Genomic DNA, 19,857 nt, shown 5'->3' on the forward strand with positions numbered 1-19,857 from the left:
GAGGTATCCCGTCCCGTCCGCGTCCGTTTCGCTCCGAGCCCCACCGGCATGTTCCACGTCGGCGGTGCCCGCTCGGCGCTGTACAACTGGGCGACGGCACGACAGCAGGGCGGTGTCTTCGTCCTGCGGATCGAGGACACCGACGCAGCCCGCAACAAGCCCGAGTGGACCGACGGCATCATCAGTGCCCTCGCCGCGATCGGCATCCACGAGGGGGACCCGGGCTTCGAGGGCCCGTACTTCCAGTCCGCCAACGCCGCCAGCCACCGCGCCGCCGCCGAGAAGCTGTACGCCGCCGGCCGGGCCTACTACTGCGACTGCACCCGCGAGCAGGTCGCCGAGCGCTCCGGCTCCGCCCAGACCGGCTACGACGGCTTCTGCCGCGAGCGCGGCCTGGAGTACGCCGAGGGCCGCGCGCTGCGCTTCCGCACCCCGGACGAGGGCGCCACCGTCGTGGTGGACCTCATCCGCGGCGAGCCGGCCTTCCCGAACTCCGCGATCGAGGACTTCGTGATCGCCCGCGGCGACGGCAGCCCGGTGTTCCTGCTGGCCAACGTGGTCGACGACCTGGAGCAGGGCGTCACGGAGGTCATCCGCGGCGAGGAGCACCTCTCGAACACCCCGAAGCAGCAGCTGCTGTGGGAGGCGCTCGGCGCCACCCCGCCGGTCTGGGCGCACCTGCCGGTGATCGTCAACGAGAAGCGGCAGAAGCTGTCCAAGCGTCGCGACAAGGTGGCGCTGGAGGACTACCTGGCCGAGGGCTACCTGCCCGAGGCGATGGTCAACTACCTGATGCTGCTGGGCTGGGGCCCGAAGGACGACGTCGAGATCCGTCCGTACGCCGAACTGGAGCAGCTGTTCCGGGTGTCGGACGTGAACGCCGCCTCCGCCTTCTTCGACGTGCAGAAGCTGCGCTCGTTCAACGGCGAGTACATCCGTGCCCTGTCGGTGGACGCGTTCATCGCCGCCTGCGCCCCGTACCTGGCCGCCGACCGCGCGCCGTGGGCGGCCGAGGACTTCGACGAGAAGGCCTTCGCCGAGCTGGCCCCGCTCGCGCAGTCCCGGATCGCGGTGCTGGGCGAGATCGTCGAGCAGGTCGACTTCCTGTTCCTGGCCGAGCCGGTCCGGGACGAGCAGTCGTGGGCGAAGGCCATGAAGAACAAGGACGTCGCGCTGGCCCTGCTGCGCACCGCCCGCGAGAAGCTCGCCGCGGTCGAGGCCTTCGAGGCCGCCGCGCTGAAGGACGAGCTGGAGGCCGTGGCCGCCGAGCACGGCCTGAAGCTGGGCAAGGCGCAGGCGCCGATCCGGGTCGCGGTCACCGGCCGCACGGTGGGCCTGCCGCTGTTCGAGTCGCTGGAGGTGCTGGGCCGCGAGCGGACCCTGGCCCGCCTGGACGCGGCGGCGGAGCGGCTGGCCGCCTGACGGCACGCCGTCCGAGGCCCGAGGGCCGCACCCCGCAGCGGCGGGGTGCGGCCCTCGGGCGTTTCCACACCGGGCGGGCCGGCTTCCCGCCCCGCGGAGGTCACCTGACGGGGACGGAGCCCGGGGAAGCGGTCACGTGCACCACGACGGCCGCCGTGCACCGCTCCCACCTGGCGTTCCTTCGCCGCCCCCGTCCGGGGCGGCGCCCTCCCCGTGGGTCGGGAGCACCCCCGGGGATGGGCTACTATTGACCCATCACCCAGTTGCGCGGGTGGCGGAATAGGCAGACGCGCTGGATTCAGGTTCCAGTGCCCGAAAGGGCGTGGGGGTTCAACTCCCCCCTCGCGCACCAAGTGGCCGGCCGAACCGATGTCCTGTCGGTTCGGCCGGCTTCTCTTGTTCCTCAGGCGTTCTGCTCCGAGGCCCAGGCCCGCAGCAGGGCCACGGCCTCCTCGGGTGACAGCGGGCCGCGTTCGAGGTGCAGGTCCTGCAAGCGGCGCGTGGCCGCACCGATCAGCGGGCCCGGGGGCAGGCCGAGCAGGTCCATGACCGCCCTGCCGTCCAGGGCGGCCGGAACGTCCGGGAGCCGCCTGCGCCGCTCGGACTCCGCGGCGGCGCGCGCCCGGGCCAGCTGTCCCTCGTGCCACTCGTCGTAGCCCGCCGTCCAGCCGGCCGACCGCCAGCCGTCCGTGTCCTGTTCCCGGCCGAGCCCCACCTGGAGGAACAGGTCGCGGTGGTCCGCCTCCCCGGCACCGCCCGCGGCGACATCGAGCCGGGCGAGCGCGGCATTGATCGGCCAGTCCTCCCGCGGACCGGTGAAGTCCCGGGTGCGGACCGGGCCCCACACCCTCGCGCCGGAGCGCCACACGGCGGCGGCCTGGTAGCCGTCCCCGCCGTGGAACTCCGCCTCCACCTGGGCGAGCGCTCCGCCCCGGGCCCAGTCGCCCAAGGTCTGTTCGAAGGCCGGGGGCAGCGCCCCGAGGAGCTGCTCGGTGACCGGTACCAGCCCCATGCGCCGGTGGAGCGGGGCGACGACCGCCTCCCGGATCCCGGCGGTGCGGCTCCGGAGCAGCTCGAAAGGCCCGATGACGGCCCTGAGTTCGTACGGCATCCCCGCAGGGTAGCCGCCCGCGGCGGCAGTCGTCCGACGGCGGACCGCCACGTCGCCCGGGGTGGTGGGGCGTCGCGCCGGGAAGCGGCCCAGAAACATGGGATACCGCCGGACCGGCCGGGACCGCGAGGATTCCGGTCCATGGCGTCGGCCGCCGAGAGGGCGCCGGGCGCCGGTGATTCCGTCCTCCCGAAGGAGCGTTCTCCCATGAGTCTTCGCCGATCGGTCTCCGCGGTCGCCACCGCGGCCGTGCTGGCCCCGCTGCTGGTGCTGGCCGCCGGCACCGCGCACGCCACGCAGGGGCCCGCCACCGATCCCGGGCCCGTGAACGTCGCGCAGGCGCCCGCTCCCGACTTCCAGACCCTCCCGCCGAGCCCGACGGCGCTGCAGCTCGTGCGGCACGACCAGTGCCGGTACTGGTACAACGTCCACTACTGGGTCGGCGGCATGCCGTTCGCCCTCACCCAGCTGAAGCTCTGCCTCAGCGCGCCGACCACCCTCGCGAGCGGCGCGCAGATCTTCCGCCCCGGTGACCTGTACTACCTCCCGTCCGACACCGTCGTCGAGCCGACCGGCCCCGTCGGCGAGCCGAACGAGCCCGTGCTTGTCCCGGACGGACCCGTGCTCGTCCCGGCCTTCCCCGCCACCCCCTGATCCGGTACCGGGCTCACCGCGCACTGTCCCCGCCGGCTGTCCGTCCGGGCAGAGAGTCGGCCCGGACGGGCACAAACCGTCCTCCCCCCGCGCGATCTGTCGCACCGTCAGGCAGGATCCGGCCTCGTACCGGATTGGTACAGACCACGTGCCGCTCGCTGTGATAGAACCTCAACTCCGCGCCACAGAAGGGCCCGTGGCGCGGACCGCCGCTCCGGTGGGGCGGGCGGCGAGGGGAGCGGTGGATGCTACTGGTGGGAGTCGGACGCCGGATCGGCCGGCGCGGACCGGTGCTCGCGGCCGTGGCCGTGAGCGTCCTGGTGGCCACCGCGGTGCTCGCCGCGGTGGCCGGGCTGGCCCGGTCGGCCGCCACCGCCGGGGTGCACCAGCGGCTCGCCGCCGACGCCGGCCGGTCGGTCGAGGTGAGCGGACGCTGGTCGGCCCAGGGGCTGCCCGCCGCCGACCGGGCGGTGCGCGCGGCGCTGGCCCGGACGATGGCCGGCACCCCGTTCCGCACCGAGACCGCGGTGCGCGGGGCCGCCGCGGTCGGCCTGCCGCTGCCGCCCGCCGCCCGCCAGCGGGCCGACGACACCGTGCTCGCCGCCGTCCCGGTCTCCCTGCCCGGCGCCGACCGCTACGCCCGGCTGCGCAGCGGCAGGTGGCCGGACGCCCCGGACAGCACCCCGGCCGCCGACGGCACCCTGCGCGTCGCCCTGCCCGCCGACGCCGCCGACCGGCTCGGTGCGGACAGCGGGGCCACCCTGGTCGTCCGGCACCCGGGCACCGGCGAACCGCTCACCCTCGCCGTGACCGGCGTCTACCGCCCCGACCCGGACGCCGCCGCGCTCTGGACCGGCCTCGGCGGCGCCGACGGCGCGGGCCGCCCGCTGCTGCTGGCCGACGGCGCCGCCCTGACCGCGCTGCCCGGCTACGGCGACCGCACGCTCGCCGTCTGGCTGGCCCTGCCCGACACCGGCCGGTCGAGCCTGTCCGACCTCGCCGCGCTGCGTGACCGGGTGGCCGTCCTCACCCGCTCGGACACCGGCCGCTCGGTCTACCGGGGCGCCGAACCGGCGCTGGCCGACACCACGGTCTCCAGCACCCTGCCCGCCGTGGTCGACGGCCAGGTGCTGCCGGCCCTGACGGTCCGCTCCGAGGTCGCCGTGCCGGGCGCCCTGCTCGCCCTGCTCGCCGCGGTGGTCCTGGTGCTGACGGCCCGCCGGCTGGCCGAGGTCCTCGCCGCCGAACAGGCGCTGCGGCGCTCCCGGGGCGCGGGCGTGGCCCGGCTGCTCGCGGCGGCGGGCGGCGAGTGGGCGGCGGCGGTGGTGCCGGCGGCGCTCTGCGGGCTGCTGCTGGCCCGGCCGCTGCTCGCCGGGGTGCTGCGTGCCGCCGGGGCCCGGGGCGTGGCCGCGGCCGACGGCGGGACCGTCTGGTGGGCGGCGGGGTTCGCGCTGCTGGTGCACGGCGCGGCACTGCTGCTGCCGCTCGCCCGGCAGGCGCTGGACCCGGGCGCCCTGCGGGCGCTGCGCCGGCGCGGTCCGCGCCTGCCCGGGCCGCAACGGGCCGGCGCGGACCTGGCGCTGCTCGCCGTGGCGGCCCTCGGCTTCGTCCAGCTGCGCCGCTACCGGGGCGTGGTGGCCGGCGGCGCGGACGCCGGGTTCGACTCCTGGGCCGACCCCACGCTGGTGCTCGCCCCCGCCGCGCTGGCGGTGGCCGGCGCGCTCCTGCTGCTGCGGCTGCTGCCGGTGGCCGGGCTGCTGCTGGAACGGGCGGCCGCCCGGGCCCGCGGACTGGTGCTGCCGCTGGGGGCCTGGCGGCTGAGCCGCGACACCGGCCGCCAGGCGGTGCCGGTGCTGGTGACCCTGCTGGCGGTGGGCGCCGGCAGCCTGGCCGCCGGGGTGCTGGCCGCACTGCCGGCCGGCGACCGCGACCGGGCGGCCCACACGGTCGGCGCCGATCTGCGGCTGACCGGGGTGTCCGGCCCGCCCGTGCACCAGCATGCCCGACTGGCCGCCCTGCCGGGCGTCACGGCACTCACCCCGGTCGCCGAGCAGTCGGCCTTCGTGGGCTCCTCCGTGGTCCGGACGGTCGCCGTCGACACCGCGGCCGCCTCCGCCGCCGGGCTGCCGTTCCTGCGCCGGGACCTCGCCGACCGCCCGGTCCCCGAACTGCTGGCCCCGCTGACCGCCGTCCCCGCCCAGGGGATCCCGGTGCCCGGCGAACCGAGCGCGCTGGAGGTGACCGTGACGGCGAGCGCCGACCGTCCGGTCCCGGCGCCCGGCCCGGAACTCCGGCTGTGGCTCCAGGACGCCGACGGGCTGACCGAGCAGCTGACCGTCCCGCTCACGGCCGACGGGCACCCGCACACCGTGACCGTCCCGTTGACCGGCGAACGGCGCGCCCACCCCCTGACCCTCGGCCGGCTCGGCGTCGACTTCACCGCCCGCCAGCGCACCCGCACCACCCTCGACCTGCGCGTGGAGCGGATCGGCGCCGTCACCGACGGGCAGCGCACCGACCTGGCCCTGCCGCCGGGACGGAGCTGGACCCGCGCCGACACGGCCCCCGTGGAGCCGGCGGCACTCGGCTGCCCCGGCACCGGGACGCCCAGGGACGACGGGCTGCCGTCGGTCGCGGGCTACCACGCCGACGCCTGCGCCCTGGAGGCGGGCGGCGCCGGCCTGCTGCACGCGGTGCTGCGCTCCCAGGAGGTGGTGAACGCGGCCGCCCGCACGGGCGTGGTCCTGACGGTGCGGTCCGGCACCGCCACCGACGGCCCCGAGCTCCCGGTGCTGCCCGTGCTCGCCGACCGCGCGCTGCTCGACACCGTCCGCGCCAGGGCCGGCGACACCGTCGACCTCGACTGGGAGCACGACGGGAAGGGCACCCAGAAGGTCCGGATCACCGGAGTCGTCGACGCACTGCCCGGCTACGACCGGACCCAGGGCCACCTGCTGCTGGACCTGCGCGCGGTCGCCGCCGCCCGGTCGCTCACCGGGGCGCCCCCGCCCACCGCCACCCGCTGGTGGCTGGCCAGCGACGATCCGGCGGCCACCTGGGCGGCCGTGCACGACCAGGGCACGTACGGCCGCCCGCAGAGCGTCCCGGAGGTGACCGCCGCCCTGGCCGGCGGGCCGTTCCGGACCGGGCTGCGCTGCGCCTGGCTGCTGGTCCTGGTCACCGCGCCGCTGTTCGCGGTGACCGCCCTGACCCTGCACACCGTGAGCACCGCCCGCTCCCGCCAACGCGAGTTCGCGGTGCTGCGCGCGCTGGGCGTGCGGCGCGGCGAGCTGACCGCGCTGCTGCGCGCCGAACAGGTGGCGGTGACCGTGCCCCCGGTGCTGCTCGGCGGGCTGCTGGGCCTGGTGCTCGCCGCGCTGCTGCCGGAGTTCACCGTGCTGGACGACGACGCGGGCCCGGTCTTCCCGGTCATGGCCACCGCCCCGGGGCGGCCCGCCGCCGCACTCACCGCGCTGGCCGCCGGGCTGCTGCTCGCCCTCGCGGTGGTCGTCCTCACCCGGTTGCTGGCCCGGGTCGACCTGGTCCGCGCCCTGCGGGCGGGGGAGGACGGATGAGCGGCGCGGACGCGGACGGACCCTTCGACGGGGGGAGCCCCACATGCTGACCCTGCGCCTGCTCCGGCGCGAGGCGCGGACCGCCTGGCCGGTCGCGGTCGTGCTCGCGCTGCTCGCCGTCCTGCTCACGGCCGTCCCGCTGAGCTGGCCGCCCCGCTTCGACCGGCTGGCGGCCGGCACGCTCGCGGACCGGGTGGACCGCGCCGAGCCGTCCCGGCCGGTGCTCTCCGCGAGCGCCTCCACCCTTCCGGCGCCGTGGCGGCCGGCACCCGCCCCCGGCACGCTCGACCGGGACCTCGACCGGATCGGCGGGGCGGTGCGCGCCGCCGCCGCGGGCCTGGGGCCGACCGCCGGACTCGGCACCCCGTGGGCCCGGGTGACGACCGGCCTGGCGAGCGTGCGCGGGCCCGGGGTGGCCACCTTCTACGGCGACGACCCGCCGGGTGTCCACCTGGTCCACGCCCAGCACGACGGCGCGGACGGGCCGGTCGAGTACCTCCGGGGCCGTGCGCCGCGCCAGCCGGCCGAGGATCTGGACCCGGACCTGAGCGTCCTGCGTGAGAAGCCGCCGCCGGTCGAGGTCGCGGCCTCCGAGGCGACCCGGGAGGCGTTCAACCTGGAGCTGGGGCAGCCGTTCGAGCTGACCGGGTACGAGTGGGCCACCGAGGCGGTCCTGGTCGGGGTCTTCCGCACCGACCGCGGTGCGCAGCGGCTCTGGCAGCGCTCGCCGCTCCTGGTCCGGCCCTGGCCCATGCTGGCCGCGGCCGGCAACGGCACCAAGTGGGAGATGGACGCCCAACTGCTGACCAGCGCCGGCGGGATCGAGCTGCTCGCCCGGCAGAAGCACGGCTTCGACGTCACCTGGGAGCTGCCGGTGACCGTCGACCGCTCCGGGCCGGGCGCCACCCCGGCCGGGATCGCCGGGGCCCGCGAGGCCCTCGCCGCGTGGCGCGCCACGCCCCCGGGCACGCTGTGCGACGCCGGCCGCACCGACGCCTGTGCGATGGCCGGACAGGAGGTGCGCGCGCTCACCGTCGCCGACCGGCTCACCCCGGAGCTGGACGCCTTCGCCGCCCAGCGGCTGCGCACCGAACAGCTCCAGGGCTTCGCGCTGGCCGGACTGCTCGCCGTGGTGGTGGCCACCGCCTTCGCCGCCGTCAGGCTCGGCGTCCACCGCCGGGCCGGCGCCTTCGCGCTCCAGCGCTCGCGCGGCGCCGGTGCGGCCGGCATCGCGGGCCGCCTGCTGCTGGAGTCCGCGGTGGCGGTCGGCGCGGGCGTCGCGGCGGGCGGGGCGGTCGGCCGTGCGCTGGCGCCGCCGGGCGCCGGGCTCGGCTCGTCCGGGCCGGTGCTGGTCGCCGCCCTGCTGGTCTGGTGCGCGCCGGCCGTCGTGCTGCTCGCGTCCGGGCGGGGCCGCCCGCTGCCGCGCTCGCGCCGGCTCGTCCTGGAGGGCCTGGTGCTGCTGACGGCCGTCGGCGGGCTGGCCGCGCTGCGCACCCGCGGTGCCTATGCGAGCTCCGGCATCGACCCCCAACTCGCCTTCGCCCCGGTGCTCCTGGCGCTGGTCATGGTGGGCCTGCTGCTGCGCCTGCTGCCGCCGGCGCTGCGCCGGGCGAGCCGTGCGGCGCGCCGTTCGCGCGGTCTGGTCCCGCTGGTGGCGCTGGCCCGCGCGGGGCAGCGCAGCGGCGCGGTCGCGCTCGCCCTGCTGGTCCTGGTGCCGGCCATGGGCTACGGCGTCTACGGCGCCCTGATCCCGCGCACCCTGGCCGACGGCCGGGAGCAGCTCGCCGACTGGCGCACCGGCGGGGCGCCCGTCGCACTGGTCGGCTCGAAGGAGCGGCTGGCCGGCGACCTCTCGAAGGTCCCCACCGTGGGACACCAGGTGACCGTCACCGGCGCGACCGGCGAACTCGTCGCGCAGTCCGACGGCACCAGCTTCGAGGGCACCCGGCTGGTCGGGCTGGACGCCGCCGCCCTCGGCGCCGCCCGGCCGTCCTCCCCGATGGCCCGCGCCCTGGCGGCCGCCCCCGGCGCCGACGAGCCGGTCGGCGGCAGCGACGAGGCCCCCGTGCTCACCGCGCTGGCCGACCCCGTCCTCGCCGCCCTGGTCCCCGACGGCGACTTCGCGCTCTTCGCCCTCGGCATGCCCCGGGCGCGGGTCCGCGTGGTCGGCACCCTGCCCCGGGAGGCGATGCGCGACCCGGTGCTCGGGCCGGTGCTCGGCAGCGCGCCGCCGCGCGGCGCGGTCCTGGTGTTCACCGGCCCGTCGGCGCAGCGGCTGCCCGCCCAGACGGACCCGTCCGCCGTCCTGCTCCACCCGGCGGCCGGCGGACCGGCGGTGGACCCGGCCGCGGTGCGGGCCGCCGCCGTCACCCGGCTGGCGCCCGGCGGAGCGGCCGGGGCGCAGGTCGAACTGCGGGATTATTCCTCGGAGTTGGCGGCACTGGACGCGGACGGTCTGGCCCGCTCGCTCGACCTGGCCTTCCGGGTCACCACGGTGCTCGGCCTGCTGCTCGGGCTCTCCGCGTTCGCCCTGGACCTGCTGCTCACGGCCGGCGAACGCGCCCGGACGACGTCCTGCCTGCGCACCCTCGGCACCGGCGGACGGGCGGTGTTCGCCCTGCACCTGCTCCAGCTGCTGCCGCTGGTGCTGGCGGCGGCGCTCGGCGGCATCGCGTTCGGCCTGCTGCTGCCCTCCGTCCTGGGCCCCGGCCTGCGGCTGGGGGCCGTCACCGGCGGGCCGTTCGAGCCCGCGACACACATCGACTGGGCGGTCACCGCGGGGCTCGGCGTCGCGCTGGCCGTGCTGATGACGACGGCCGCCGCGCTGGAGGCGGCGATCGCACGGCGCCGGGGACTGGGCGCCGTGCTACGACTGGGGGAGGCGTTGTGAGCGTCCGGCCGACCGAAGGGCCCGCCGCCGGGAGCGGGCGGCCCATGGTGTTCTGCGAGAACCTGGTGCGGATCTTCCGTACCGGCACCCGGGGCCGCGACGGCGTCGAGGTGCAGGCCCTCCAGGGGCTCGACCTGACCGTGCGGGAGGGCGAACTGCTCGCCCTGGTGGGCGCGTCGGGCTCCGGGAAGTCCACCCTGCTGGGGATCCTGGCCGGTCTGGACAGCCCCAGCGCCGGCACCGCCGAGGTGGCCGGCACCGACCTGGGAACGCTCAAGGGGCGTGCGCGCACCGCCTACCGGCGCCGCACCGTCGGGACGATCCGGCAGCAGACCGCCGCCAATCTGCTGCCGTACCTGACGGCCCGGGAGAACGTGCAGCTGCCGATGGGCTACGCGGGCGTGCCGCGCCGCCGGCGGGCCGCCCGGGCCGGGGAGCTGCTCGACCTCATGGGCATCGCCGCGGCCGCCGACCGCACCCCCGCCGCGCTCTCCGGCGGCGAGCAGCAGCGGGTGGCGATCGCGGTCGCGCTCGCCAACGAACCCCGGCTGCTGCTGGCCGACGAGCCCACCGGCGAGCTGGACACCGCGACCTCGGAGGAGGTCTTCGGCGCCCTGCGCACCGCCAACGGCGAGCTGGGCACCACCGTGCTGATCGTCACCCATGACGCCCTGGTGGCCGGCCAGGTCCGCCGCACGGTGCGGATCCGGGACGGCCGCACCTCCACCGAGGTGCTGCGCCCCGGCGACGGCACCGGTGCGGACGGGGCGCTCGCGGCGCAGGAGTTCACCGTCCTGGACCGGGTCGGCCGGCTCCAGCTGCCGAGGGAGTTCACCGAGTCGCTGGGTCTGGCGGACCGGGTGCGGCTGGTCCTGGAGGACGACCACATCGAGGTGTGGCCGGACCGGGACCGGCCGCGCCGCTGAGCGGGCCGCTCAGCCGCGGGCGGCCGGCTCGCGGTGGGCGGCGGCCGGCCGGCCGACGGGCCCGGCGCCGTCGGCCCGAGCGGGGGGACTACTGCCCGGCCCGGCGGGCCCGCTTGAGCTCGTGGTGCACGGCCCAGGCGTCGGCGACCGGGCCGAGGTGGGCGAGCTTGTCGGGGTTGAGGACGGAGCGCACGGACTGGATCCGGCCGTCCGCGACGTCGAGCACCAGTGTGTTCAGCACCCGCCCGTCGCGGTCCCGGAAGACCGCGCCGGGCCGGCCGTTGACCTCGTGCCGCTCGAAGGTCACGTCGATCCGGGCCATCAGCGGGACGACGGCCGCCAGCAGCCGGGCCACGTTCGCGGCGCCGGAGACCGCCCGGGCCAGCTGCGGGGTCTTGCCGCCGCCGTCGCCGACCATCGTGACGTCGGCGGCCAGCAGCTCCTGGAGGCCGGCGATGTCGCCCTCGCTCAGGGCGTCGAAGAAGCGCGCGGCGAGCTCGTCGCGCTCCGTGCGCTCGGCCTCGAAGCGCGGCCGGCCGTCCCGCATGTGCCGGCGCGCCCGCACCGCCAGCTGGCGGCAGGCCGCCTCGGAGCGCTGCACCGCGGCGGCGACCTCGTCGAAGCCGAAGCCGAACACCTCGCGCAGCACGAACACCGCCCGCTCCAGCGGACTGAGCCGCTCCAGCAGCAGCAGCGCCGCCATCGAGACCGAGTCGGCCAGCTCGGCCGCCCGGGCCGGGTCCGCGTAGGGGTCGGTGAGCAGCGGCTCGGGCAGCCACGGCCCCACGTACTCCTCCCGGCGGACCCGGGCCAGGCGCAGCACGTCGATCGCGATCCTGGTCACCGTGGTGGACAGGAACGCCTTGACCGACTCCGGCCGGGTGGACGAGGCGTCGTAGCGCAGCCAGGCCTCCTGGACGGCGTCCTCGGCCTCGGCCACGCTGCCCAGGATCCGGTAGGCGATCGAGAACAGCAGCGGACGCAGCTCCTCGAACTCCTCGACCTTGCTCACGCCGGTTTCCTCCCCTTCGAACAGTACTGGTCGCTGAACGCGGCGGTCAGTGGAACTGGCCGGCCACGTAGTCGCCCGCGGGCTGCCGGGTGACGATGTTGAGGCGGTTGGCCATGTTCATGAACGAGATCAGCGTCACCAGCGCGGCCAGCTGGTCCGTGTCGTAGTGCTCGGCGGCCTCCGCCCACACCTCGTCGCGGACCCCGCCGGCCCCGTCCGCGACCCGGGTGCCCTCCTCGGCGAGCGCCAGTGCGGCGCGCTCGGCGGCGGTGTAGACGGTGGCCTCCCGCCAGGCCGCGACCAGGTTCAGCCGCAGTGCGCTCTCGCCCGCCGCGACGGCCTCCTTGGTGTGCATGTCGAGGCAGACGGCGCAGCCGTTGATCTGGCTGACCCGCAGTGACACCAGTTCCTTCGTGGCGGTCGGCAGCGGCAGGCCCTTGAGCTCCCGGCCCAGCGTCATCAGGCTCCTGACGACCTTGCCGCCGGTCGGGGTGGTGAAGAAGTCGATCCGCGCGTCCATGGGGTGTCCTCCGTCGTGGTGGTCGGTGTTCTCACTCCTGGGGACGGAACGGCCCGCCGTTCTGTGACATCCGGCGCGGACGGCAGGACGCGGGCCCGCCCGGGAGGGCGGACCCGCGTCGCGGTGTGCTGGCGGCTACTTGTTGATGCAGGTGTTGCCGAAGGCCGGGTTGAGCAGGCCGATGATGTTGATCGAGTTGCCGCAGACGTTGATCGGGACGTGTACGGGGATCTGGATCTGGTTGCCGGACAGGACACCGGGGGAGTTGGCGGCCACGCCCTCGGCGACGGAGTCGGCGACGGCGGTCCCGCCGCCGGCCAGCAGGGCGGCGGCCGCGAGGGCACCGGCGGCGAGCGCGGTACGAGTACGCATGTCTCTCCTTAAGAGATGAGTGGGCAGATCAGAGCACCAATCACACCGGTGGAGAGTTCGACTCGCCCCGCATTGGGCGGAACGGGGGCGTGTCCGGGCGTCAGGCGGGCGGGAGGTCCTGCTCGGCCCAGATGGTCTTGCCCTGGCGGGTGTAGCGGCTGCCCCAGCGGGTGGTGAGCTGGGCCACCAGGTAGAGGCCGCGGCCGCCCTCGTCGGTGAGACGGGCGCGGCGCATCCGGGGCTGGGTGGCGCTGGGGTCGGAGACCTCGCAGGTGAGCCGTTCGGCACGGATCAGGCGGACGCCGACCGGGCCGCCCGCGTAGCGGATCGCGTTGGTGACCAGCTCGCTGAGCACCAGTTCGGTGGTGAACGCCAGCTCCTCCAGCCCCCAGGCCAGCAGCTGGGCGGTGGCCGCCTCCCGCACCCGGGCGACGGCCGCCGGGTCGGCCTCCAGCGTCCAGCCCGCGGTGGCCTCCGGCGGCACCTCCCGGGTGCGGGCCAGCAGCAGGGTGACGTCGTCGGTGAGCCGGTGGGCCGGGAGGTCGGCGACGAGGTCCCGCCCGAGTTCCCGCAGCGCCGGCCCGGCCGGCGGGACGGCGCCGTCCGGCGGGGAGGCCGCGGCGGCGAGCCGGTGGGCGAGCTCGTCCATGCCCTCCTCCAGGTCGTCCGCGTACCCGAGGAGCAGCCCGTCGGTGTACAGCGCGAGCAGGCTGCCGGGCTCCAGTTCCACCTCGGTCACCTCGAACGGCAGCCCGCTCACGCCGAGCGGCGGCCCGGGCCGCAGGGCCACGTAGGTCACCCGGCCGTCCGGCGCCGCGACGGCCGGCGGCGGGTGCCCGGCCGAGGCGATCGCGCAGCGCCGCGAGACCGGGTCGTACACCGCGTACACGCAGGTGGCGCCGAAGGGCACGGTCTGCTGCTCGTCGGGGCTGTCGTGCCCGGCGTCGCTCCACACCCCGTGGCTCACCGGCGGCCGCAGGGCCGCCACGGCGCCGGGACCGGGGTCGGGGCCGTCCTCGTCCTCCTCCGGCCGTTCGGCCTCCACCATCAACTGGGCCACCAGGTCGTCGAGGTGGACCAGCAGCTCGTCCGGCTCCAGGTCGAGGTCGGCGAGCGTCCGGACGGCGGTGCGCAGCCGCCCCATGGTCGCGCTCGCGGCGAGTCCGTGCCCGACCACGTCCCCCGCGACCAGGGCGACCCGGGCGGAGGACAGCGGGATGACGTCGAACCAGTCGCCGCCGATCCCGCTCGCCGTGTCGGTCGGCAGGTAGACGCTGGCGGTGGAGACCCCGGTGGTCTCGGCCTGCGAGGGCGGCAGCAGGCTGCGTTGCAGCCCGACGGCGGCGCGGTGCTCGCGCGCGTAGCGGCGGGCGTTGTCCAGGGCGAGGGCGGCGCGGTCGGCGATCTCGCGCAGCAGCTCCAGGTCGGCCGGCAGGTACGGCGGCCGGTGCGGCGCGCGGTGGACGCTCACCCGGCCGAGCAGGCTGCCGCCGGCCCGCAGCGGGACGGTCATCGACGGGGGGACGTCGGTGTGCGCGGTCTGCTCGCCGGGGTCGGCGTGCACGGTCACCCCGGTGGGCGGGGGCTCCGGCGCCCCCCGGCCGCCCGGCCCGGCGGTCGCGACGGCGGCGCGGCGCAGCGGCACCCGGCCGTCCCGTCCCGCCGACGGCTCCGCGCCGGTGAACACGGCCTCGGCGACGTCGATCACCGCCAGGTCGGCGAGCCCCGGCCCCGCCCCGCCGTCCGCCTCCGCGCCGCCCCCGGGGGCCGGCGGCGGCGCGGCGAGGACGGCGGCCAGCTCCTCCGCCGTCCCGGTGACCGACAGCGAGCCGCCGACGGCCGCGGTGGCCCGGTGCAGCAGGGCGAGCCGCTCGCCGGTCCGGTGCAGCTCGGTGACGTCGGTGAACAGCGCGGTCACCCCGATCACCTGCCCGTCCGGGGCCTGCAGCCGGAACGCGGAGATCGCCATCACCGCGCCGCCCGCCGGGTCCTCGATGGTGCGGACGATCTCCTCCGCGCCGATCAGCGGCCGGCCGGTGCGCAGCACGTCGCGCAGGCCGCGTTCGACGGCGGCGGCGTCCTGGGCCTGGAGGAAGTCGCCGAGCCGCCGCCCGCGCAGGTCCGGCGGCAGCCCGGTGTAGGGGAGCAGATGGGTGTTGGTGCGGACGAGGCGCAGCCGCTCGTCGAAGACGGCCAGGCCGACCCGGTCCTGGAGGAACAGTTCGCGGGTGAAGGCCTGGTCCTGGCGCGACCGGGCGATCAGCGGGGTGGGGGCGGCGAGCACGAAGTACCGGGGGGCGCCGGTGACCGGCCCCGGGGGGTCGTCGGCCTCGGGCGCGTTCAGCGGCAGCACCTGGTAGGACAGGGCGAGCCGTTCGCCCCGGCCGGAGCGCAGCACCGCCTCGCCGGACCAGCCCCCGGTCCGCTGCTCCGCGCTGAGCTCGGACATCGCGGGCCATCCCGCGGGGTCGGCGAGCAGGTCGTGCACGGGCCGGCCGTGGACCTGTGCGGCGCCGAGGGCGAGCAGCCGTTCCGCCTCCGGCGTCCAGCGGACGATGCGGCCGTCCGCGTCGAGCAGGGCGCCCATGGCGTTGACGACGAAGGGGGATCGGCCGCGGTACAGGGCGTCCGCCGTGTCCATCCGGTCCGCTCCTCTCCGTCGGCGGGTTCGCTGCCGCGACCCCTCCATCATCCCCCGGCCGGGCGGGCCCGCCAGTCCCGGACGGCGCGCGGGCGGGCGGTGCGCGCCGGTCGGCGAGGTCGCGCGCCGGTCGAGGGGGCGGGACGACGCGGCCGCGCGCGGGGGGTTCTCGGACACCCGCTCCTATTGTAATCTCCGTCAATAAGCGGGGCGTGCGGGTTCCCGCGCAGGCCACGCACCTGACGGAGGCAGCCATGGCTCACCCGGCGGAACGCATTCCCACCCGGACCCACACCGCGGCCGACGAGGACGTCTCCAGGCGGCTCCTCGACTCCGCCGCGCTCCTCTCCTACGACCCGGCCGTCGAGATCGACTGGGACGCCCCGCTCCCGCCCGGGCACTACGGGCTCAACCCGGAGTGGAGCACCCTCTACGGCACCGCGCTCTGGACGGAGATGACCGAGGAGCAGCGGGTCACCCTCACCCGCCACGAGGTCGGCTCGATCATGACCACCGGCATCTGGTTCGAGATGATCCTCCAGCAGATGGTGCTGCGCGACCAGTACCTCAAGGACCCCGCCGGCGCCGAGTTCCGCTTCGCCCTCACCGAGATCGCCGACGAGTGCCGCCACTCGATCATGTTCGCCCGCGCCTGCGAGCGGATGGGCGTGCCGCAGTACCGGCCCAACCGGCTGATCGCCCAGGCCGGACGCGCCTACAAGTCGCTCGCCCGGGGCGAACTCGCCTACGGCGGCATCCTGGTGGCCGAGGAGGTGCTGGACGTCATGCAGCGCGACTGGATGCGCGGCGAGGACGTCCTCGACATCGTCCGCGGGACGTCCCGGATCCACGTGGTCGAGGAGTCCCGGCACATGAAGTTCGCCCGCCAGGAGATCCGCGAACGGCTGCGCGGCGCCGGCACGCTGCGCCGCCGCAACGCCGCCTTCGGCATCGCGGCCGGCGCCTACGTCATCGTCACCAGCATGGTGCACCCGTCCGTGTACCGGGCCGCCGGGCTGGACGTCGGCCGGGCGCTCGCCGAGGTCCGGGCCAGCGAGCACCGCCGCGCCATGATGCGCACCAGCAGCCGCCACCTGATGGCCTTCCTCGCCGAGAACGGCCTGCTCACCGGCGCCGCGGCGAAGATCTACCGGCGCATCCACATGCTCTGAGCGGCCCCTTCCCCGCCCCCGACCCCACGCAGCGAGGACCCCACCCCCGTCATGGCCTACGCGATCACCCGCACCTGCTGCAACGACGCCTCGTGCGTGTCCGTCTGCCCCGTCAACTGCATCCACCCCACCCCGGACGAGCCGGACTTCGGCCGCACCGACATGCTGTACATCGACCCGGCCGCCTGCATCGACTGCGGCGCCTGCGCCGACGCCTGCCCGGTGGACGCGGTCCTCCCGGTCGACCGGCTGACGGGGCCCGACGCCGTCTACGGCGAGCTCAACCGCGACCGGTTCCGCGACCACCCCGCCGACCACGCCTGGGGCGCGCCGGTCTTCCCCCGCAGCCTGCCCGCCGGCCTCGACCTCGGGGGCGGCCCGCTGCGGGTCGCCATCGTCGGCACCGGGCCGTCCGCGAGCTACACCGCCCAGACGCTGCTGCGCTCCACCGGCGCCGAGGTCACCATGATCGACCGGCTGCCGGTGACCGGCGGGCTGCTGCGGCACGGGGTCGCCCCGGACCACCGGTCCACCAAGCGGATCGCCGAGAGCTTCGCGTCCGTCTTCCACGACCCGCGGCTGCGGGTCCACCTCAACGTCGAGGTCGGCACCGACCTCGGCCACGCCGAACTCGCCGCCCACCACCACGCGGTGGTGTACGCGGTCGGCGCCGCCGCCGACCGCCGGCTCGGCGTGCCCGGCGAGGACCTGCCCGGCAGCCTGCCGGCCACCACCTTCGTCCGCTGGTACAACGCCGAACCCACGGTGCCGGCCGACGCGGTCGCCCTCGACGGCGGGCCGGGACCGGGCGCCGGACGGGCGGTGGTGATCGGCAACGGCAACGTCGCGGTCGACATCGCACGGATCCTGCTCACCGACCCCGGCCGGCTCGCCGCCACCGACATCGCCGACCACGCGCTCGCCGCGCTGCGCCGCAGCGAGGTCCGCGAGGTCGTCCTGGTCGCCCGGCGCGGGCCGGAGCACGCCGCCTGGAGCCCGCCGGAGTTCCTCGCCCTCACCCAGCTCCCGGGCGTGGACGTCGTGGTGGACGACCGCCCGGAGGTCTCCGTCACGGGGCCGCTCGCCGGCCTCCCGCGGGAGCGCCTGGACGGCACCGCGCCGCCCCGGCCCGGCCGGCGGATCGTGCTGCGCTTCCATGCCGCGCCCGAGCGCTTCCTCGGCGACGGCCGGGTCGAGGCGGTCCGCCTGGCCGGCACCGGCGAGCTCCTGCGCACGGCCCTGGTGGTCCGCTCCATCGGCCACCGCGGCGTGCCCGTCCCCGGACTGCCCTTCGACGAGGCCGCCGGCCGCGTCCCGCACAGCGGTGGGCGGGTCGTCGACCCGGCGAGCGGCCGTCCGCTGCCCGGCAGCTACCTGGTCGGCTGGGCCAAGCGCGGCCCCTCCGGCGGCATCGGCGCCAACCGCGTCTGCGCCGAGGAGACCGTCCACGCCCTGCTGGACGACGCCGTCGCGGGCGTCCTGCCGGTGCCCGCCGGTGACCGGAAGTCCTTCGAGCGGCTGGTCCGCGCCCGCCGTCCCGACGCCCTCGGCCTGCGCCAGCTGCGGGCCATCGACCGCGCCGAACGCGCCCGCGGCGAGGCCGCCGGCCGCCCCCGCGTCAAGCTCCCCACCGTCCCCGCCCTCCTCGCCGCCGCCCGCCGCTGACCCCCCGCCCGCCCCGGGCGCGGGCCGGTGAACCGGCCGTCCGGCCGACGGCGGGGGCTCAGCTGAAGAGGACGCCGAGGTCGAGGGGGGTGATGAGGAAGGTGTCGGTGGCCGGGTCGTGGGCGTGGAGGAGGGCGGTGCGTCCGGCCGGGACGGCGGGGTCGCCGGGCGGGGTGCGGACGGCGAGCAGGGCGGGGGAGCCGTCGTCGGTCGTGGTCTCGGCCCAGCCGGAGTGGGCGCCGGCGCCGCCCGGGAGGACCACGCAGGCGCGGCCGACCAGGGGGAAGGGTTCGGAAGCGAGGAGGTCACCGGGCAGGTCGTCGGGGAGCTCCCCGGGCGCGGCGTCGGTGTGAGGACCGACGCCACGCCCCCCGTTCCGGGTCCCGGTGGGCCGGGCGACGCCGTGCCCCCCGGACACGGCGTCGGCCCCGAGGCCGCTGAGCAGGGCCAGCATCCAGTACTCGGCGGTCACCACCAGGGTCGGAAAGCCCGGCGCGGCCTTGGATTTCCCCCGCATCCGCCCGTTCCCCCCGACTTTCCTCCGGGCGCCGGACCCCCCGGGCGCCGTGGTGATCCTGTCAGGACGAAAGCGTCCGCACACTGCCAGGACCTGGCAGTCTTGTCGGTGTTTTGACACCGGGAAACATCCGGAATCCCGACGCAACGCACGGCCCGCTGAAACGTTCAAGACGCAACGTCCCGGTCAGAGCGGCCGGTCCGGCCAGTCGAGCAGCCGGGCACCCATCACGGCGGTCTCCAGGGTGTAGCGGTGCAGCGCGTCCGCCGGGTCGTAGCCGGTGAGGTCGCGGATGCGCTCCAGACGGTAGCCGAGCGCCCGCACGCTCAGCCCGAGCCGCCGCGCGGTCTCCGCGTTCACGTACCCGGCCTCCGCCTGGACGGTGATGGTCTCCAGCAGCGGACGGGCGCCGCCGCGCGCGGCGGTGAGCGGGCCCAGCACCGTGGTGACCAGGTCGGCCATCGCGGCCCGGTCGCGCATCAGCACCGGGAAGACCAGCAGCTCCTCGGCGCGCAGCCGCTGCGCCGGCAGTTCCAGGCGCTGCGCGTACTCCAGGGTGGCGAGCGCCTCCTCGTAGCTGCGGACGATGCCGCCGGTGCCGGTGTGCCGGCGGCCGGTCGCCACCCGCTGCGCGGGCGGGTACCCGGGGCCGGGCCGTAGGGCCAGGTCGGTGAAGGCGGTCAGGACGGTCTGTTCGCCGTCGGAGGCGATGCAGACCAGCCGTCCGTCGCGGGCGGCCAGCAGCAGGGTGCGGTCGTCGTAACGGCCGGTCAGTTCGCGCAGCACCCGGTGCGCGGCGGGCGCGCCCTCCAGGTAGGGCTCGGCGGCGACGGCGACCGCGACGGTGTACCCGGCGGCCAGCCGCAGGCCGAACCGCTCGGCGCGCTCGGCGAGCCGGCCGAGGTCGGAGCGGCCGTGCAGCAGGTCGTTGACCAGCTCGCGCCGGTTGGCCTCCTCCTGGCGCACGGCCATCCGCTGGGCGCGTTCGTGGCCCTCGGCGAGGGCGCCCAGGGCGGCCTGGATGCCGGCGAGCAGGGCGTCGCCGGTGCGCCGCAGCTCGGCGGCGGTGGCGGAGGTGAGGCCGGGGAGGGTCTGCCAGGCGGCGCGGGTGGCGCCGAGGCAGGCGCCGACGAGGTCGCGCAGCCCGTGGCCGGCCTCGGCGCCGCGCTCGCCGAGGTCGCGCAGCCGCTCCAGTTCGGCGCGGCGCAGCAGGCGGCCGGTGCGGGAGACGTCGGTGAGCAGGTCCAGGCAGTGGTGGGCCAGCTCATTGGGGATGTCGGGGGCGCCGCTTCCGTTGGCCACCGTCATGTCGTCGTGTCCCGCCCGGTCCGTCGGTGTGGTCCGGCCGGCGTGCCCGCCGATCGGCTCCTTGCCTGGTCA

General features: G+C 76.7%; 14 protein-coding genes and 1 tRNA gene. 8 read left to right on the forward strand and 7 right to left on the reverse strand.

Annotated elements, in window-relative coordinates; genetic code table 11:
• The first annotated feature begins 48 nt into the window (after positions 1-48).
• Both gltX and ACF1AK_RS23530 read left to right on the forward strand, forming a co-directional pair.
• Positions 49-1,422, forward strand: a complete 1,374-nt coding sequence (gene gltX / locus ACF1AK_RS23525; protein ID WP_391500960.1) for a glutamate--tRNA ligase — start codon at positions 49-51, stop codon at positions 1,420-1,422.
• Positions 1,423-1,687: 265 nt separating this feature from the next.
• Positions 1,688-1,774 (forward strand) — tRNA-Leu (locus ACF1AK_RS23530).
• Between the two features lie 51 nt (positions 1,775-1,825).
• Here the strand turns inward: ACF1AK_RS23530 and ACF1AK_RS23535 are convergent.
• Positions 1,826-2,533 carry a hypothetical protein gene (locus ACF1AK_RS23535; protein ID WP_391500789.1) on the reverse strand — a complete coding sequence of 236 codons (708 nt, stop codon included), beginning with the start codon at positions 2,531-2,533 and terminating at the stop codon, positions 1,826-1,828.
• A gap of 207 nt (positions 2,534-2,740) precedes the next feature.
• Here ACF1AK_RS23535 and ACF1AK_RS23540 point away from each other — a divergent pair, with 207 nt between their 5' ends.
• The 4 genes from ACF1AK_RS23540 to ACF1AK_RS23555 all read left to right on the forward strand — a co-directional run bounded on the left by ACF1AK_RS23540 (position 2,741) and on the right by ACF1AK_RS23555 (position 10,578).
• Complete coding sequence (locus ACF1AK_RS23540) at positions 2,741-3,187, forward strand: hypothetical protein (protein WP_391500790.1); 447 nt, start codon at positions 2,741-2,743, stop codon at positions 3,185-3,187.
• Between the two features lie 245 nt (positions 3,188-3,432).
• Positions 3,433-6,762, forward strand: a complete 3,330-nt coding sequence (locus ACF1AK_RS23545) for an FtsX-like permease family protein (protein ID WP_391500791.1) — start codon at positions 3,433-3,435, stop codon at positions 6,760-6,762.
• 43 nt (positions 6,763-6,805) lie between these two features.
• Entirely contained in the window at positions 6,806-9,652 is a 2,847-nt protein-coding gene (locus ACF1AK_RS23550) for a hypothetical protein (protein WP_391500792.1), read from the forward strand.
• A 44-nt stretch (positions 9,653-9,696) separates the two neighbouring features.
• The gene (locus ACF1AK_RS23555) at positions 9,697-10,578 is read left to right on the forward strand and encodes an ATP-binding cassette domain-containing protein (RefSeq protein WP_391500793.1); all 882 of its coding nucleotides are present in this window, start codon (positions 9,697-9,699) and stop codon (positions 10,576-10,578) included.
• 88 nt (positions 10,579-10,666) lie between these two features.
• Here ACF1AK_RS23555 and ACF1AK_RS23560 read toward each other — a convergent pair whose 3' ends face one another.
• The 4 genes from ACF1AK_RS23560 to ACF1AK_RS23575 form a co-directional block, all read right to left on the reverse strand.
• Positions 10,667-11,590 (reverse strand): RNA polymerase sigma-70 factor, encoded by a 924-nt coding sequence (locus tag ACF1AK_RS23560; RefSeq protein ID WP_391500794.1) that lies wholly within the window; start codon positions 11,588-11,590, stop codon positions 10,667-10,669.
• A 46-nt stretch (positions 11,591-11,636) separates the two neighbouring features.
• Positions 11,637-12,110, reverse strand: a complete 474-nt coding sequence (locus ACF1AK_RS23565) for a carboxymuconolactone decarboxylase family protein (RefSeq protein ID WP_391500795.1) — start codon at positions 12,108-12,110, stop codon at positions 11,637-11,639.
• Between the two features lie 135 nt (positions 12,111-12,245).
• Complete coding sequence (locus ACF1AK_RS23570; protein WP_391500796.1) at positions 12,246-12,482, reverse strand: chaplin; 237 nt, start codon at positions 12,480-12,482, stop codon at positions 12,246-12,248.
• Positions 12,483-12,582: 100 nt separating this feature from the next.
• The gene (locus ACF1AK_RS23575; protein WP_391500797.1) at positions 12,583-15,123 is read right to left on the reverse strand and encodes a SpoIIE family protein phosphatase; all 2,541 of its coding nucleotides are present in this window, start codon (positions 15,121-15,123) and stop codon (positions 12,583-12,585) included.
• Between the two features lie 254 nt (positions 15,124-15,377).
• Between ACF1AK_RS23575 and ACF1AK_RS23580 the strand changes: the two genes are divergently transcribed.
• Both ACF1AK_RS23580 and ACF1AK_RS23585 read left to right on the forward strand, forming a co-directional pair.
• Complete coding sequence (locus ACF1AK_RS23580; RefSeq protein WP_391500798.1) at positions 15,378-16,295, forward strand: diiron oxygenase; 918 nt, start codon at positions 15,378-15,380, stop codon at positions 16,293-16,295.
• 51 nt (positions 16,296-16,346) lie between these two features.
• The gene (locus ACF1AK_RS23585; protein ID WP_391500799.1) at positions 16,347-17,960 is read left to right on the forward strand and encodes an FAD-dependent oxidoreductase; all 1,614 of its coding nucleotides are present in this window, start codon (positions 16,347-16,349) and stop codon (positions 17,958-17,960) included.
• A 58-nt stretch (positions 17,961-18,018) separates the two neighbouring features.
• Here ACF1AK_RS23585 and ACF1AK_RS23590 read toward each other — a convergent pair whose 3' ends face one another.
• Both ACF1AK_RS23590 and ACF1AK_RS23595 read right to left on the reverse strand, forming a co-directional pair.
• Complete coding sequence (locus ACF1AK_RS23590) at positions 18,019-18,477, reverse strand: hypothetical protein (RefSeq protein ID WP_391500800.1); 459 nt, start codon at positions 18,475-18,477, stop codon at positions 18,019-18,021.
• A 186-nt stretch (positions 18,478-18,663) separates the two neighbouring features.
• The gene (locus ACF1AK_RS23595) at positions 18,664-19,785 is read right to left on the reverse strand and encodes a PucR family transcriptional regulator (RefSeq protein WP_391500801.1); all 1,122 of its coding nucleotides are present in this window, start codon (positions 19,783-19,785) and stop codon (positions 18,664-18,666) included.
• Positions 19,786-19,857: the final 72 nt, after the last annotated feature.

Source organism: Kitasatospora sp. NPDC015120 (assembly GCF_043080305.1).
Lineage (GTDB): Bacteria > Actinomycetota > Actinomycetes > Streptomycetales > Streptomycetaceae > Kitasatospora.

Excerpts from the sequence above, each read along its gene's own strand:
- ACF1AK_RS23580 (WP_391500798.1), top strand. The coding sequence starts at position 15,378 with ATGGCTCACCCGGCGGAACGCATTCCCACCCGGACCCACACCGCGGCC.
- ACF1AK_RS23595 (WP_391500801.1), bottom strand. The coding sequence starts at position 19,785 with ATGACGGTGGCCAACGGAAGCGGCGCCCCCGACATCCCCAATGAGCTG.
- ACF1AK_RS23575 (WP_391500797.1), bottom strand. The coding sequence starts at position 15,123 with ATGGACACGGCGGACGCCCTGTACCGCGGCCGATCCCCCTTCGTCGTC.
- ACF1AK_RS23545 (WP_391500791.1), top strand. The coding sequence starts at position 3,433 with ATGCTACTGGTGGGAGTCGGACGCCGGATCGGCCGGCGCGGACCGGTG.
- ACF1AK_RS23570 (WP_391500796.1), bottom strand. The coding sequence starts at position 12,482 with ATGCGTACTCGTACCGCGCTCGCCGCCGGTGCCCTCGCGGCCGCCGCC.
- gltX (WP_391500960.1), top strand. The coding sequence starts at position 49 with ATGTTCCACGTCGGCGGTGCCCGCTCGGCGCTGTACAACTGGGCGACG.
- ACF1AK_RS23585 (WP_391500799.1), top strand. The coding sequence starts at position 16,347 with ATGGCCTACGCGATCACCCGCACCTGCTGCAACGACGCCTCGTGCGTG.
- ACF1AK_RS23590 (WP_391500800.1), bottom strand. The coding sequence starts at position 18,477 with ATGCGGGGGAAATCCAAGGCCGCGCCGGGCTTTCCGACCCTGGTGGTG.
- ACF1AK_RS23555 (WP_391500793.1), top strand. The coding sequence starts at position 9,697 with ATGGTGTTCTGCGAGAACCTGGTGCGGATCTTCCGTACCGGCACCCGG.
- ACF1AK_RS23565 (WP_391500795.1), bottom strand. The coding sequence starts at position 12,110 with ATGGACGCGCGGATCGACTTCTTCACCACCCCGACCGGCGGCAAGGTC.
- ACF1AK_RS23535 (WP_391500789.1), bottom strand. The coding sequence starts at position 2,533 with ATGCCGTACGAACTCAGGGCCGTCATCGGGCCTTTCGAGCTGCTCCGG.
- ACF1AK_RS23540 (WP_391500790.1), top strand. The coding sequence starts at position 2,741 with ATGAGTCTTCGCCGATCGGTCTCCGCGGTCGCCACCGCGGCCGTGCTG.
- ACF1AK_RS23550 (WP_391500792.1), top strand. The coding sequence starts at position 6,806 with ATGCTGACCCTGCGCCTGCTCCGGCGCGAGGCGCGGACCGCCTGGCCG.